The sequence below is a fragment of the Xanthomonas sp. MUS 060 genome (genome assembly GCF_000963215.1).
In the GTDB taxonomy this organism is placed as follows: Bacteria; Pseudomonadota; Gammaproteobacteria; order Xanthomonadales; family Xanthomonadaceae; genus Xanthomonas_A.
Window position 1 is genome coordinate 15726 of the sequence record NZ_JZIM01000009.1, and the last position, 15734, is coordinate 31459.

Consider the following 15734-nt stretch of genomic DNA (forward strand, 5'->3'; position numbering starts at 1 on the left):
CCTGCTCTGTAAAGGGCTGTGTGGTTCTCAGGGGCGACTCATTACACCATCACCCAACCCACGGCCTGGCGTGCCACTGATGACTTGCGCCGTAGGTGTACGCCATCATCGGTGTGGGCAGCCCACCGGCGTTACCGCAACGCATCCGGCACAATAGCGGGAACATGCCTGTTACGCCCCCACCCGATTTCCGGCTGTATCCCTCCAACGCGCTGGATACCCTGGCCGCTCTGCTCGCCGAAGAGTTGCGTCGGCCACTGCCGGAGCAACCGCTGCTGGCTCCGGAAGTGGTGTTGATCCCGCAAGTGGCAATGCGGCGTTGGCTGCAATCCACGCTGGCCGCCACGCATGGAGTCGCGGCGAATCTGCAGTTCCTGACCCCCGGCGAGTTCGTCGCGCACGCGCTGGAGCGCAATCTTGGCGCCGCAGACGACGACCTGGACATGGCCAGCTTGCACTGGCATCTGTATGCAGCGCTTCGCAGCGAGCTGGGCGCCGACCCGGCGCTGGCACCGCTGGCCGCTTACCTGGCCGACGGCGATCCACTCAAACCCTGGACCTTGGCCAGCGAGCTGGGCAACGTGTTCGAAAAATACCAAGCCTGGCGCCGCGACTGGCTGCTGCGTTGGGAAGCCGGTGCCGATCCGGACGACGTACAGGCGCGACTGTGGCGCCGCATCGCCAGCGGCCGCGCCTACCGCGCCCGGCGCATCGGCCAGTACCTGGACCGCTACGCACGGCCCGACGGTCCGCTGCCGCAGGGGTTGCCACCGCGCCTGTTCGCCTTCGCCGTGCTCAATATCTCCCCCGACGTGCTGCGCGTGCTGGCCACTCAGGCCAGAGTCGGCACGCTGCACTTCTACCTGCCGACGCCAACGCAGGGTTACTGGGGCGACCTGCACACCCTCTGGCAGAGCCGCCGCACTGGCGTGGCGGTGGACCTGTTCGCCGAGCAGGTACAGGAAAATCTGCTCCTGCAAGCCTGGGGCGCGGCCGGGCGCGACTTCATGGCCCTGATCGGCGACTACGACGTGGTGCATCCGCTCGCCGAGATCGCGGTCTACGCCGATCCGCTCGAATCGGGCCAGCGTCCACTTGTCGACGGTGGCCTCGGCGACAGCCTGCTGCGGCGGATGCAGAGCGACCTGTTCCAGCGCCGCGCACCGACACCACCGGCGGCGTTGCCGACAGTGAACCAGCACGATCCCAGCCTACAGGTGCACGCCTGCCATACCCGTCTGCGCGAACTGCAGGTGCTGCACGACCAGTTGCGCGCCTTGCTGGACGATGCGCGTTTCGATCCCCCGCTGCAACCGCGCGAAATCGCGGTGCTTTCCCCGGACATCGACCCCTACGTACCGTACCTGGATGCGGTGTTCGGCGGCCACGGCGGCGGTGACAGCTTGCCCTACACCCTGGCCGACGCCAGCCCACTGGCCAGCGAGCCGCTGGCCGAGGTGTTCCTGGCCTTGCTCGACCTGCCGATCGCGCGCTTCGGCCTGCACGAAATCCTCGACCTGATCGCCAGCGCACCGATTGCCGAAGCCGCGGGGCTGGACGCCGCCGGACTGGACCGCCTGCGCGACTGGCTGCACGCGGCCGGCGCGCGTTGGGGCCTGGACCCAGCGCACCGACACCAGCACCAGGCACCGGCCGACGATGCCTACACCTGGCGCTTCGCCCTGGATCGGCTGCTGCTCGGCCACGCCAGCGGCGCCGAGGACGACATCGATGGCGTCGCCCCATGGCCGCAACTGGAAGGCAGCGCGCTGACCGCCCTGGATACGCTGCTGCGGCTGCTACGCGTCCTCGACCGCCACCGCGCCGCGCTGGCCGAACCGATGCCACCGACGCAGTGGCGCGAATGCCTGCTTGCCCTGCTCGACGCCTTATTGCCGCAGACGCCATCGGCGCCACGCGCACAGCGCGCGCTGGAACGACTGCGCACGCTGATCGATCAGTTCGCGCGCGACGCCGCCCGCGCCGAGTACGCCGATGCAGTACCCGCCGAGGTCGTGCGCGCGCATTTCGCCGCCGTCCTGGGCGAATCGGACACCCGCGCACCGTTGCTTACCGGCGGTATCAGCATCGGCCGCATGGTGCCGATGCGATTGCTGCCGTTCCGCGCGATCTGCCTGCTCGGCATGAACGATGGCGATTTCCCGCGCCGCGATCCAGCCGCCGGACTCAACCGGCTCACTGCCGAACTGGGGACCGCGCGCCGCCGCCACGGCGACCGCTCCACCCGCGAAGACGACCGCTTCCTGTTCCTGCAACTGTTCGCCTCGGCGCAGGACGTGTTCTATCTGAGCTATCTCGGCGCCGATGCGCGCGATGGCAGCGTCCGTGAACCTTCGCCACTGGTCAGCGAATTGCTGGCCTGCGCCGCGCACTACCACGCCGAGCCGGCGGCGGCCACGGCGCTGGTGGTGCGGCATCCATTACAACCATTCGCCGCGGCGGCCTTCGGCGCCATCGGTGCGGAGGCGGCCGACCCGCGCCGTTTCAGCTACCTGCAACAATGGCGACCAGCGGTGGATAGCCTGATCGGGCGACGCCAGCCGCTGCCGTCGTGGATCCCCGCGACACTGCCCGTCGTGGCCGATGACGCACCGCCGACAGCGCTGTCCATCGACGAACTGCGGCGTTTGCTGATCGATCCCGCCGAGCAGTTCCTGCGCCAACGCCTGGGCCTGCGCCTGCCCGATCCAGCGCAGGCCGACGGCGACCTGGAACCGCTGATGGCGCCCAACCGCGGGCTGGACAAGTATGTTTTGCAGCAACAGGTGTTCGAGGCGGTACTGCGCGAAGCAACAGACGGCTTGTACGAACGCCTGCGTGCTCGCGCGTTGTTGCCCTCCGGCCCACTGGGGCGGCGTCAGCTCGATCATTGCCTGCGCCAGTTGCGCCCCTATGCGGACGCGTTTTCACACTGGTGCGGCGCGACACCGCCACTGCCAGCACAGCGCCTGCACGTCCACATCGACGGCACCGAACTGCATGGCCGTCTCTCGGATTGGTACCCGTCGGGAGTCGGGCGGGTCAAGATCGGCGCATTGAGCGGGCGCAGTGCGATCCGCCATGGCCTGGAGTGGCTGCTACTGCGTGCCGCTGGCGAACACACGCCATTCGTGCGCTTCTTCGAGCACGAGGACGGCCTCGGCCCACATCCGCTGGATCCCGAACCGCTGCCACCAGCGCAGGCGCAACAAGCGCTGGCCGACTTGCTGCGACTGTATCGCCAAGGCCAGCAGACACCGTTGGCGTTCGCGCCTTACAGCAGTTGGGCGTATTACCAGGCCGCACGCGGCGGCGATCTGGATAAAGCGATCAAGAACGCCGCCGCGCAATGGCAAACCGGCTTCAACTGGAGAGAAGCGGACAGCCCGCAACTGCGTCTGGTCGGTCGTGGCCGCGATCCGTTCGCCGACCCCCACCGCTTCGCTGCCTTCGCCAGCACCAGCCAGCACGTCTTCGCTCTGCTCGAACGCGGCGATCCCGGCCCGGGACTCGACCCCGAGCGTCTGATCGAAAGCTGGCAGCGCTGGCACGGCGCGCAGGAAGATGCCGAATGAGCACCGCATCCGATCGCGATCCTTATCTGCATCTGCCACTGCACGGCGTGCGCCTGATCGAGGCGAGCGCCGGCACCGGCAAGACCTTCACCCTGGCGACGCTGTTCACCCGATTGGTGGTCGAACGCGGCCTGCGCCTGAGCCAGATCCTCGCCGTCACCTTCACCGAAGCCGCCACGCAGGAGCTGCGCCGGCGCATCCGCGAGCGCCTCACCCTCGCCGCCACATTGGTGCCGGAGACCGACGCGGCGGCTTTGGAGATGCCAGCGTCAGCAGAATCGCCCGACGTGCGCCTCACCCGGCAATTGCTCCAGGCGCACCTCGCCGCCGCCCAGGAAACGCCTGCCGCGCTTCGCCGGCGCCTGCAGCAGGCAGCCGAGGACATCGACCTGGCGGCGATCTTCACCATCGACAGCTTCGGCGCGCGGGCGTTGCGCGAGCATGCGCTGGAGAGCGGCCAGACCTTTACCGCGCCGCAGTTACTGACCGACGAGCGCGAACTCCTGCGCGATGTCGCCGCCGACCTGTGGCGCACGCACGTCGTCGATGCCACCGTCGCCGAGGATCTGGAAGCACTGTGGAAAGGCGGCCCACACGATCTCGCCGCCGATCTGCGCGCGCTGATCCACAGCCCAACGCTGTTGCCAGTGCCATCTGCACAGATATCGGCAGATCCATCTGCAACACGCGCGCAGGCGGCACAGGCGCTGATCGCCGCGATGCACACGCATGCCGACGACGCCTACGCCGCGATCATCGCGGCGTTCGACGATAAATTTTTCAACGGTCAATTGGTCAAACGGCGGAGCTTCGACAAGGCGTTCGAGCAGTTGTGGCAGGGCAGGGCAGACGCGCATTGGACACTGGATGCCCCAGGCAGTCATCTCGACAAACTACTACCCGCGCGCTTGAGCACGTTCTGTTGGGAAGACGCGCGTGATCGCGTCCCGCGTTCGCCACTGTTCGATGCGTTCGAGGCATGGCAACAGGCCGACGCACAGGTGCGGCAATGGCAAACCGAGCGTCGCATCCGATTACTGCACACCCTGCGCGAGGCCGCCATCGCACGCATCGCGGCAATCAAGCAGCAGCGGCGCGTGCAGACCTACGACGATCTCATCGATGGTCTCGCGCGGGCGCTCGGCGGTCCGCATGCAGAAAGGTTGGCGCGCAGTCTGCGCGCGCAGTATTCCATCGCGTTGGTGGACGAATTTCAGGATACCGACGCACGTCAATGGGCGATCTTTTCCACGCTCTTCGGTGTCAGCGACCTTGCACAAACCATTGGCCTTGAACCGGCGTTGTTTCTGATCGGCGATCCCAAACAGGCCATCTATGGCTTTCGTGGCGGCGACGTGCACACGTATCTGTCCGCGGTCGCGTGCGCCGAACAGGCACCGCCGCTGGATCACAACTTCCGCTCGCGCCCAGCGCTGCTGGCGGCAATCGACGCGCTCTACGAGCAAGCAGGTTACACGCAGGCATTCTTGATCGATGGCATCGACTTTCACCCCGTGCAGTCCGGTGGACGACGTGCCGACACTGACCTGCAACGCGATGGTCGTTGCGCGCCGGCACTCACTCTCTGGCGTGCACCGGATCCGCCTTTGTCCGACAAAGGCAAACCCAATCCTTGGAATGCAGGCCGTGCGCGCGAGCTGTGCACCGCAGCCTGTGTTGCCGCGATTGGCGATTGGCTCGGTGCCGGTCGTGCCGGCACCGCGCTGGTGGATGGCCGTGCGGTGCTGCCCGGCGACATCGCCGTGCTGGTCCGCAACCACAGCGATGCCACCCGCATCCAGCACGCGCTCGCAGCGGTCGGCATTCCCGCCGTCGCGGCCGGAAAACAGAGCCTGTTTGCGACCGAAGAAGCATTGGAGCTGATGACACTGCTGCACAGCCTGCTCGATCCAGGTGACGATAGCCGCCTGCGCGCCGCACTCGCCACGGTGCTGATCGGCGAGGACGCGGCGGCGATTGCCGCGCTCGATCACGACGGCGAACGGCATCGCCATTGGCAACAGCACGCGTTGGACTGGCGCGAACGCTGGCAACGCGGTGGCCCGCTGGCGCTGATCGAGCATCTCGGCTCCGTCCACGGGCAGCGCTTGCTGGCTTTGATCGACGGCGAGCGTCGGCTGACCAACTATCTGCAGCTCGCCGAACTGCTGCAAGAAGCGCACACTCATGCGCTCGGTCCACACGGCTTGGTCGACTGGCTCGCGCGCCGCATCGCCACGTCCAACGCCAATGACGACACCCAACTGCTGCGACTGGAATCGGATGCGCGGCGTGTGCAAATCATCACCCTGCACAAATCCAAGGGACTGGAATATCCGCTGGTATTTCTGCCTTACGTGGGCATCGGCCAGAAGCCCATGACGCAGAAACCAGGCGAGCGGGTCATCGTGCATCGTGATGGCAAGCGCTGCCTGCATTGGCCGTTACACCTCGATGCAGTGGAATGGGAAGCCAGCAAACACGCATGGGAACATGCGCGGCGCGCCGAAGACGCGCGCCTGCTTTACGTCGGCCTGACCCGCGCCGAACATGCACTGTGGATCGCCACTGGCCCGTTCTTCCGGCACGAGGCAACCGCGCTGGCACCGATGCTCCGCGACATGGACGCGCTGCAATCGCGCCTCGGCAGCGAGATCCTCGTGCGCGATACCCGCCTGCCGCCGACGCATCCGCCGCGCCTGCCACCGGCCGAGGCACTGCACGTGCCGCCGGCACGCACGCCCACGCGCAAGCTACTGACGGAGTGGTGGGTCTATAGCTTCACCCAATTGGCCAATGCCGACGCCGGCAGCGACCCGATGGCCAGCGCCACCATCGCCAGCAGCGGCGGTCGCGACGAACCGATCACCCCCGACACGGTGAGCACCACCATGGAGGTGGAGATCGTCGACCGACGCTTCATCGGCAATCGCTTCGGCGTCGCCATGCACGAGGTGTTCGAACGCTGCGATTTCGCTGCCTGGCGCGATTGGCGGCCAGGGCAGCCGGCCCCGGTTGGGCAGGAAAGCGCCATCCTCCAAGCGCTGCAACGCGGTGGCTATGCCGAGGACGAATGGGGCGACGGTACCGCCGTGCTCGCGAGCCTGGTCGGCCATACGCTCACCGTGCCGCTGCCCGAAGGTATCTGCCTGGCCGCATTGCCACAGACCCAGCGACGCAACGAAATGGAATTCCACTTCGCCATGCGTCCGACCCGGGTCGATGCGCTGCTGACGCTGCTGCATCGCTTCGGCGTGGCTGGCGAGCGCCAGGCGTTCGGCGCACGGCAGCGGCTGGAAGGGCTGATGACCGGCTTGATCGACCTCACCTACCACCACGCTGGGAGCTGGTACGTGCTCGACTACAAATCCAACCGCCTGCCAAGTTACGACCCCGACGCGATGGCGACGGCGATGGCGCACAGCGAATACACCCTGCAAGCACTGATCTACACCGTGGCACTGCACCGCTGGCTGCGTTTCCGCCTCGGCAGCGGCTACGCCTATGCGCGCGATTTCGGCGGCGTGCGCTACCTGTTCTGTCGTGGCCTGGACGCCGCGCGCGATCCATCGCCAGGCGTACATGCCTGGCGCTTCGAGCCGGCGCTGGTCGAAGGCGTGGACGCGTTGTTCGCCGGCAACACTGCCGTGGAAAGCGAACCATGACCCTGTTCGACGCTCTGCAACGTGCCGGCGCACTGCGTAGCCTCGACCTGGCCTTCGCGCAGAGCCTGCAGCGGCTGGAGCCGACCACCGCACCAGCGGTGCTGGCCGCTGCCGCGCTGGCTTCGTTGGCGGTGGCCAGCGGTCATGCCGGATTGGATCCGGCCCACGCCAGCGCGTTGCTCGACCATCACGACGGCACTGCGCCACCGCTGCCCACGGCGGAGGACTGGATGCGGGCATTGGCCGCCTCGCGCTGGGTCGCCCAGCCTATGGCCGAGGACGCCGCCGCCGCCGATTGCCCACTGGTGCTGGAACGCGGCCTGCTGTATCTGCGCCGCTATCGCGAATACGAACGACGCCTGGCCCTGGGCTTGCGCCGCCTCGCCGCGCAATCGCCCCCACCGGGCGACTTGGCGGCACTGGCACCACTGTTCGCGCAGTTGTTTCCCGAAACGAGCGCGCAAGCAAACGGGAATGACGCCTCTGCCGACCGCCAGGCCCAGGCTGCCGCGCTCGCCCTGCGCCGCGCATTACTGCTGGTCACCGGCGGCCCCGGGACCGGCAAGACCACCACCATCGCCCGTCTGCTGCTGCTGCGCATCGCACAGTCACACAGCATGGGCTTGGCCGTGCCCCGCATCGCCCTGGCCGCACCCACTGGCCGCGCCGCCGAGCGCATGGCCGAGAGCCTGCGCAACGCCGTGGCCCGCGTGTGCGCCGATGGCATCGATCCGGCCCTGGCTGACGCGTTGCCGGCCAGCGCTCGCACCTTGCATCGCCTGCTCGGGGTCATCCCCGAATCGCCGCGTTTCCGGCATAACGCGGACAACCCGCTGCCGTTCGAGGTGATTGTGGTGGACGAAGCCTCGATGGTCGATCTGCCGCTGATGTGCAAGCTGGTCGAGGCTGTCGCCGATGGTACGCAACTGATCCTGCTCGGCGACGCCGACCAGTTGCCCTCGGTGGAAGCCGGCGACGTCCTCGCCGCCATCCTGCAGGCCGCCGGCCCAGGCGATGCCTTGCAGCCCGCCGACGCGCACGCGTTGCAGCCGTTGCTTGGCCACAATCCGGTCGCCGTGCAGCATGGCGGATTGGTCGGACATCGTGTGCACTTGCGACGTGGCTACCGTCAGGCGCAGGACTTTACTCTGGCCCCCCTGGCCGAGGCCGTGCGCACTGGCGACGCTGACACCACCATGCACCTGCTACGCGAAGGCGCGTTGGCCGGCGTGCATTTCCACGACAGTCTCGATGATCCGCTCATCGCTGGCGGCGACGCCTTGCTCGCGCACTGGCGTGCGTTGGGTGAGGCCGACGACCCCGCCGAGGCGCTGCGCGCCGCTGCGCGCCTGCGCCTGCTCACTGCCGTGCGCGCCGGCCCGCAGGGCACCCACGCGCTCAACGCACGCATCGAACAGCGGCTTGCCGACACGAGCGCCGGTCACCGCCGCATCGCCACCGCATCGCCCTGGTTCCATGGCCGTCTGCTGCTGATCGTCGAGAACAGCTACCGCCACGGCCTGTTCAACGGCGACGTCGGGATTTGCCTGCACGACGCACAAGGCACGCTGGTGGCCTGGTTCGACGGCACCGGCGATGGTCAGGTGCGTGGCTTCCACCCCGCCGCCTTGCCCGCGCACGAGAGCGCCTTCGCCATGACCGTGCACAAGGCCCAGGGCAGCGAGTTCGACACCGTGTGGCTGCAACTGCCCAGCCGCGACGCGCGCGTGCTCAGCCGCGAGCTGGTCTATACCGGCCTTACCCGCGCCCGTCGCGCACTGCACATCGCCGCCAGCGAACCACTACTGCGCACCGCACTGGCGCGGCATGCCGCACGCATTTCGGGATTGGCATGGCGGTTGGGCGGGAAACCATTACTACCACCGCATCCCGTGTCCCCGCCTGTCGCGATGGGCGGGCCGATGCAGGGTGCGCTGTTCTGAGCGGGTTGAGCGCTCCCAAGGATGGACACGCGCATACGTTCTGTCTCCTGTCCTGTATTCTGGCAGGTCGCGACGGTGCGATGCTTTTTAGAATCGGCGCATTCATTCCATGATGCATATTATGTGAATTATGTCGCAATTGTGTTCGCATCCTTTACTTCACAGTAGACACGATACCAAGCTTGCCATTATTAATGCGCGGTGCATTGGATGGGCGCTGTGTCACTAGCAATTGCCAAGCACGTTGCATACCCTGTTAGATTCAAGAGAAACCATCATGTCTACTTCGACCGCTCGTCATTTTCGCAAAACCGCGCTGTGCAGTATCTTCGCGTTGACAATCGGCGCCACCCTCTCGACGAACGCGGCAGCTGACGTGCCCGTTTACATCAAGAACTGGAACAGCAACGTCAGTTCCGTGTATGTCGTAAGCAATACTGGCATCCATTATTGTGTGACGGCTGTCCCTACCGGCGGCACCGTCGTGTATGCAGGCTACGACTTTGAGACGAATGTTCAGTTCACTGTGATCCCAACAACCGCACCGATCTGCGAGCGTATTGGTTGGATTAACGGTCTTAGCAAAACCTTCACTTTGCACGATTACCGTAAAGTGCGACCGGGATTCATAGAAATCACAAATACCTACACAAGAGTCATTCAATAACAGCTAGTGCCCCATGTACGGCGGCTCATCCCTTGGGCCGCCACGTTGCCGATGTCAGCGTTACCGCGCGCTATGCACTGGTCGCGCGCATAGCGTATTTCCCTTTAATTCAATGGACATCATCATGCACACACATTCGACCATTCGTCATTTTCGCAAAGCCGCGCTGTGCACCATGTTAGCGCTGGGGGCCAGCGCCGCCACGTCGGCTAGTGCACAACAAGGTGTGCCGGCGTATACGGTAAATTATGTCTCTACCGTGAAAGCTATTTATATACAAAACATTAATAACCCTAATGGGTGGGCTTGTGTCCCAGTAACCGCGCCGACGGTGCACCGCAACAGGCACGGCACCACGACGGATGGCGGCTTCGGCACCGCACCAGGCCTACTATACGGCTCCACTTACAGCGCGAATGCGTTTAGCACACCTAACTGCAGCAACGGTACCAGTGTGGCTGGTATATACGCGAGGGGGTATACGGTGAATAATACGAATGAGGTGTATTTTACTATTGAAAACAACACGATCATAATCGACGAATATCCACATTAAGATGCCTGATATGCGCGAGGGCCCATCGCGTCACGGGCCTGCGCGTTGCCGATGCCAGCGCTGCCGCAGAGGCAACCATCCGGTGGCGCTCATGATTCGCATGATCCGTTTGGCAGGTACGTTGCATCACCTTCCATGTGAAATGCAGAGGAATCATCATCTCCACACATTCGACCGTTCGTCATTTCCGCAAAACCGCGCTATGCACCGTGGTCGGACTGGCGGCTGGCGCCGCCACATCGGCTAGCGCACAACAACTTCCGTCCATGCACGTTAAGACGGGGAGGATTCAACTCTGATTCGCAACGCTGTTTTTGAATTCCTCGACGAAGATATCGAGGGGCGCTTTGAATCCAAGGATCTTGCCGCAGGTCTTGCGTAGACATGTTCAACGGCGGATACGCATCGCTGCGTCGATGTCGCCGTTATACGCGTTGCCACGCCCTCACTTTCTCTAGCCACCGCAGGTATTGCCCGGCATGCTTGGCATTCTTTCGACCGTGCAGGATCTGCCCGCTATGACCGTCTCCCATATCGTCTGCTTCGGTGAACTGTTGCTGCGCCTGGCCGCGCCCGGGCACGAACGCCTGCTGCAAACACCACGGCTAGAGGTAAAAGTGGGTGGGGCCGAGGCCAATGTCGGTGTGGCCCTGGCGCATTTCGGCCATGCGGTGAGGATGGTGAGCGTGCTGCCGGACAATCCGCTCGGCGCCGCCGCCGCCGGCGAGTTGCGCCGTCACGGCGTGGACACCGGTGGCATCCGTTTCGCCCAGGGGCGCATGGGGCTGTATTTTCTCAGCACCGGTGCCGGACACCTGCCCAGCGCAATCACCTACGACCGCGCCGGCTCGGCCTTCGCCACGACTCTCCCTGAAACCTACGACTGGCCTGCACTGCTACATGGCGCGCAGTGGCTGCATCTGTCCGGGGTGACTCCGGCATTGGGCGAACGCGGCGCGGCCGTCGCGTTGGCGGCGGCACAGGCCGCGCGTGCGGCCGGGATGCGGATCTCGTTCGACGGCAATTACCGGCCTTCGTTGTGGGAGGCCTGGGACGGCGACGCGCCAAGCATTCTGCGTCCGCTGATGGCGCAGGCCGATGTGCTCTTCGCCGACTATCGCGATCTGGAAGTGGTGCTGGGCCACCGCTATCGGCAGGACAGCGCCCAAGCACGCGTGGAAGCCGGCGCGCGCGATGCGTTCGCCGCGTTCCCGCAGCTACAGCTGATGGCCTGTACGCAGCGCGTGGCGCACAGCGCGGAGTGGCATAGCCTGGGCGCGATGCTGCTGCGGCGCGATGGCAGTGTGGCGCAGGCCCCGGCCGAAGAGCTGACCGGCATCGTCGACCGCATCGGTGGTGGCGACGCGTTCGCTGCGGGCGTACTGCATGGCCTGTGCCAGGGCTGGGACGATACCGCCACGGTCCGCTTTGGTCTGGCCGCCGGTTGCCTGAAACATTCCGTGCCCGGCGACATGCTGGTCCTGAGCGAAGCCGAAGTGCAGGCCAGCGTGGGTGCGACACGCTTCGATGTGAAGCGCTGAAGGAATCACCATTGCGCCACCTGCTCACGGTGGCGCAACGCAGGATATGACGCGGGCGCGATTGCTTGCGAGGCTGGCCAACGCGGGCACAGCCATCTGTGCGACCGCAACGAATCCGCTACAGCTCGATGCAATCGAAAGTCACGTTCGGATCGACCTCGGCATCGTAATCGATGTCCTTGCGGTCGAAGCCGAACAACTTGAGAAACTCGTGTTTGTAGCCAGCGTAGTCGGTGAGCTGGAACAAGTTCTCGGTGGTGACCTGCGGCCACAGCGCCTTGCCGGCGTTCTGCACCTCCTCACGCAGTTCCCAGTCGTCCAGCCGCAGGCGATGCTCGGCGTCGGTGGCGGCCGGTTCGCCATCCTGACGATACAGGCGCTCGCGGAACAGGCGGTCGGCCTGATCGATCGTGCCTTCGTGCAAGCCTTGCTCCTTCATGATCTTGTAGACAATGGAGATGTACAACGGCATCACCGGAATCGCCGCGCTGGCCTGGGTGACGACCGATTTGAGCACGGCCACGTTCGCCGTACCGCCGTGACGTTGCAGGCGTGCATGCAATCGCTGCGCGGTCTGGTCCAGATCGATCTTGGCCTTGCCCAAGGTGCCATGCCAGTAGATCGGCCAGGTGATCTCGGTCCCGATGTAGCTGAACGCCACGGTACGTGCGCCCGGGGCAAGCACGCCAGCGGCGTCCAGTGCCTGGATCCACAGTTCCCAATCCTGGCCGCCCATCACGGTGACGGTGTCTTCGATCTCCTGCTCGGTGGCCGGTTCGACCGACGCCTCGATGATGGCGTCCTTGTTGGTATCGATGGCGGTGGCGGTGTAGGTCTTGCCGATTGGCTTGAGCGCTGAGCGTTTCACTTCCTCGGTGCCTGGCAGCTTGCGCACCGGAGAGGCGAGCGAATAGACCACCAGATCGATCTGCCCGCCCATTTCGGTCTTGATCCGTTCGATCACCTCCGCGCGGGTTGCATCGGAGAACGCATCGGCGTTGATCGACCGGCTGTACAAACCGGCGGCCTTGGCATGTTTGTCGAATGCGGCGCTGTTGTACCAGCCTGGGCTACCGAGCTTCTTGTCGCTGCTTGGCTTTTCGAAGAACACGCCAAGCGTGGCAGCGCCGAAACCGAACGCGGCGGTGATGCGCGAGGCCAGGCCATAGCCGGTGGAGGCGCCGATCACCAGCACGTTCTTCGGGCCATCGTGACGCACGCCGCGCGCGCGCGTGGCTTCGATCTGCTCGAGCACATTGCGCTCGCAGCCGAGCGGATGCGCGGTGATGCAGATGAAACCACGGACTTTCGGATGGATGATCACGGTGAATTCCTCGTCGGCAAAATGCGCGGAGCATCTTAATGTGTGCGGCTGGCGCGAAGAAGTCCCGGCCTCAGCACACGCCATCGTATGGTGTGCGATCGCACACCTGGCGCGGGTACGGCGCCAGCATCCTTGCGTCATGCTCCCTGGATGGCAGACGATCTAGGCGCAGCGCGCCAGGACGCACGCGATTGGCCCTGAGGTGCGATGCCCATGGCATCTCATCTGTGCACCCTCCACCAGGACACGATCATGCTCATGACACTGCACCCTCCGGATCTGTTGTTCCTGATACTGGGACTGTGCTGGTGCGGCGGCGAACTGTTGCTGGGCCATCGCCGCCGCGCCGCCGATGGCGGCACCCACGACCAAGGCACGCTAAGGCTGCTGTGGCGTGTGCTGTACGCCGCGGTCACGGTGGCGGTGCTGTTGTCGATGTCGGATGTATGGCGCGCGGCACCGGCGCTGCGTGTGCCTGCACGCTGGCTGGGTTGCGCGCTGCTGATCGGCGGTCTGACCCTGCGGCTGTGGGCGGTCCGGGTGCTGGCGCGCTGGTTCACCGTGGATCTCACCATTCAGGATGGCCAACACCTGATCGGTCACGGGCCGTACCGTTATCTGCGGCATCCCTCGTATACCGGCGCCCTGTTGGCGTTCTATGGTTTGGCGGTCGGGATGGGCAATGTGCTGTCGTTGCTGGTGATCGTGCTGCCGGTGACCTGGGTGTTCGTGCATCGCATTCGCATCGAAGAAGCCATGCTGACCGAAGCGTTTCCCCAGGACTATCCGACGTATGCCGCGCATCGCTGGCGGCTGTTGCCATGGGTGTGGTGAAACAGCGGGACCGTATGGGAATACCCGTGGGACAACCCAACGACATCGTGCTTGGGATAGGAGCACATCACCATTTGTCACCGCACGCGTTGCAGAAAAACGTGCTTGACCACTGGTAACGGCAGCGCTCTAATCTGCGGCCTTCACTCGCACCGATGTCGTTCTGGTGTGACCGTTGTCTGGTGACATGCGACGAAGACGGTGCCCGATGCGCGCGCCTCACGCCTCCCTTCCGCAAGCCGACGCCCCTGCCCATGATCATCTCCGCCGCCACCGATTACCGTGCCGCAGCGCAGCGCCGGCTGCCGCCGTTCCTGTTTCATTACATCGATGGCGGCGCCTATGCCGAGCAGACATTGCGGCGCAATGTCGCCGACCTGGCCGACATCGCGCTGCGCCAACGGGTGCTGCGCGACATGTCTGCGCTGGACCTGCACACCGAACTGTTCGGCGAACGCCTGGCACTGCCGGTGGTGCTGGCACCGGTCAGCCTGACCGGGATGTACGCGCGCCGTGGCGAAGTGCAGGCGGCGCGGGCAGCGGCGGCCAAAGGCGTGCCGTTCACCTTGTCCACGGTGTCGGTCTGCCCGATCGAGGAAGTCGCGCCGGCCATCGACCGGCCGATGTGGTTCCAGCTCTATGTGCTCAAGGACCGCGGCTTCATGCGCAACGCGCTGGAACGGGCCAAGGCCGTCGGTGTCACCACCTTGGTGTTCACAGTGGACATGCTCACTCCCGGCGCGCGCTATCGCGACGCGCACTCGGGCATGAGCGGTCCGAACGCCGCACTGCGGCGCATGCTGCAGGCAGTTGCGCATCCGCGTTGGGCGTGGGACGTGGGCGTGCGCGGGCAACCACACGATCTGGGCAATATCTCCACCTATCGTGGTCACACCACCGGACTGGCCGATTACATCGGCTGGCTGGGCGCCAATTTCGATCCGTCGATTTCGTGGAAGGACCTGGAATGGATCCGCGAATTCTGGACCGGGCCAATGCTCATCAAGGGTATCCTCGACCCGGACGATGCGCGCGACGCTGTGCGCTTTGGCGCCGATGGCATCGTCGTCTCCAACCACGGCGGGCGCCAGCTCGACGGCGTGCTGTCCAGCGCACGCGCCCTGCCGGCCATCGCCGATGCGGTCAAAGGCGAGCTGAAGATCCTGGCAGATTCCGGCATCCGCAGCGGATTGGACGTGGTGCGCATGCTCGCGCTCGGCGCCGATGCGGTCCTGCTCGGTCGCGCGTTCGTGTATGCACTGGCCGCCGACGGGCAGGCCGGGGTGGAGAATCTGTTGTCGCTGATCGAGAAGGAGATGCGGGTGGCGATGACCCTGACCGGGACCAAATCCATCGACGCGATCACCCGAGATTCTCTCGCGCCGGTCGCGGCTGCGACGACCGGCGCAGGGTAACGCGGCAACGCACGTCGCCCGCAAGCCCAGGATCGGCAAGCAAGGCGACAACGTGGCCGACGCGCGCAATCCTGCCGAACCCGGCGACGCGGTGGAGCCGGGATGCGCCATGATCGCGCGGCGGTCTCAGGCATACGAGCACACCTGAAACCAAGCCGGACCACGTCTGCGTTTGTTAGGATGAGGCGTTGACCGCGCCGGCTCCGGTTCCTCC

The 15734-nt window shown here is 65.3% G+C and carries 9 protein-coding genes; 8 read left to right on the forward strand and 1 reads right to left on the reverse strand.

The window, feature by feature from the left end; genetic code table 11:
* Window positions 1-164: 164 nt before the first annotated feature.
* The 6 genes from recC (at window position 165) to XANALMUS060_RS10285 (ending at window position 11947) form a co-directional block, all read left to right on the forward strand.
* Window positions 165-3575 carry an exodeoxyribonuclease V subunit gamma gene (gene recC / locus XANALMUS060_RS10265; RefSeq protein ID WP_045738382.1) on the forward strand — a complete coding sequence of 1137 codons (3411 nt, stop codon included), beginning with the start codon at window positions 165-167 and terminating at the stop codon, window positions 3573-3575.
* The gene (recB, locus tag XANALMUS060_RS10270; RefSeq protein WP_045738318.1) at window positions 3572-7240 is read left to right on the forward strand and encodes an exodeoxyribonuclease V subunit beta; all 3669 of its coding nucleotides are present in this window, start codon (window positions 3572-3574) and stop codon (window positions 7238-7240) included. Before recC ends, recB begins: the two co-directional genes overlap by 4 nt.
* Complete coding sequence (gene recD, locus XANALMUS060_RS10275; protein WP_045738319.1) at window positions 7237-9183, forward strand: exodeoxyribonuclease V subunit alpha; 1947 nt, start codon at window positions 7237-7239, stop codon at window positions 9181-9183. The genes recB and recD overlap by 4 nt, the downstream gene beginning before the upstream one ends.
* Window positions 9184-9460: 277 nt before the next feature.
* A complete protein-coding gene (locus XANALMUS060_RS10280) occupies window positions 9461-9850 on the forward strand; it encodes a hypothetical protein (RefSeq protein ID WP_045738320.1) in 390 nt (129 codons plus the stop codon).
* A 112-nt stretch (window positions 9851-9962) separates the two neighbouring features.
* Window positions 9963-10406, forward strand: coding sequence for a hypothetical protein (locus tag XANALMUS060_RS19800; protein WP_152640465.1), 444 nt, complete (start codon window positions 9963-9965; stop codon window positions 10404-10406).
* Between the two features lie 518 nt (window positions 10407-10924).
* Entirely contained in the window at window positions 10925-11947 is a 1023-nt protein-coding gene (locus XANALMUS060_RS10285; RefSeq protein ID WP_045738383.1) for a sugar kinase, read from the forward strand.
* A gap of 118 nt (window positions 11948-12065) precedes the next feature.
* Here XANALMUS060_RS10285 and fabV read toward each other — a convergent pair whose 3' ends face one another.
* Window positions 12066-13271: an enoyl-ACP reductase FabV gene (gene fabV, locus XANALMUS060_RS10290; RefSeq protein WP_045738321.1), complete on the reverse strand. Its 1206-nt coding sequence runs from the start codon at window positions 13269-13271 to the stop codon at window positions 12066-12068.
* Between the two features lie 258 nt (window positions 13272-13529).
* On the opposite strand from fabV, the gene XANALMUS060_RS10295 reads away from it, so the two are divergent.
* Both XANALMUS060_RS10295 and lldD read left to right on the forward strand, forming a co-directional pair.
* Complete coding sequence (locus XANALMUS060_RS10295) at window positions 13530-14105, forward strand: PEMT/PEM2 methyltransferase family protein (RefSeq protein WP_045728828.1); 576 nt, start codon at window positions 13530-13532, stop codon at window positions 14103-14105.
* A gap of 254 nt (window positions 14106-14359) precedes the next feature.
* A complete protein-coding gene (gene lldD / locus XANALMUS060_RS10300) occupies window positions 14360-15520 on the forward strand; it encodes an FMN-dependent L-lactate dehydrogenase LldD (RefSeq protein WP_045738322.1) in 1161 nt (386 codons plus the stop codon).
* Window positions 15521-15734 lie beyond the last annotated feature (214 nt).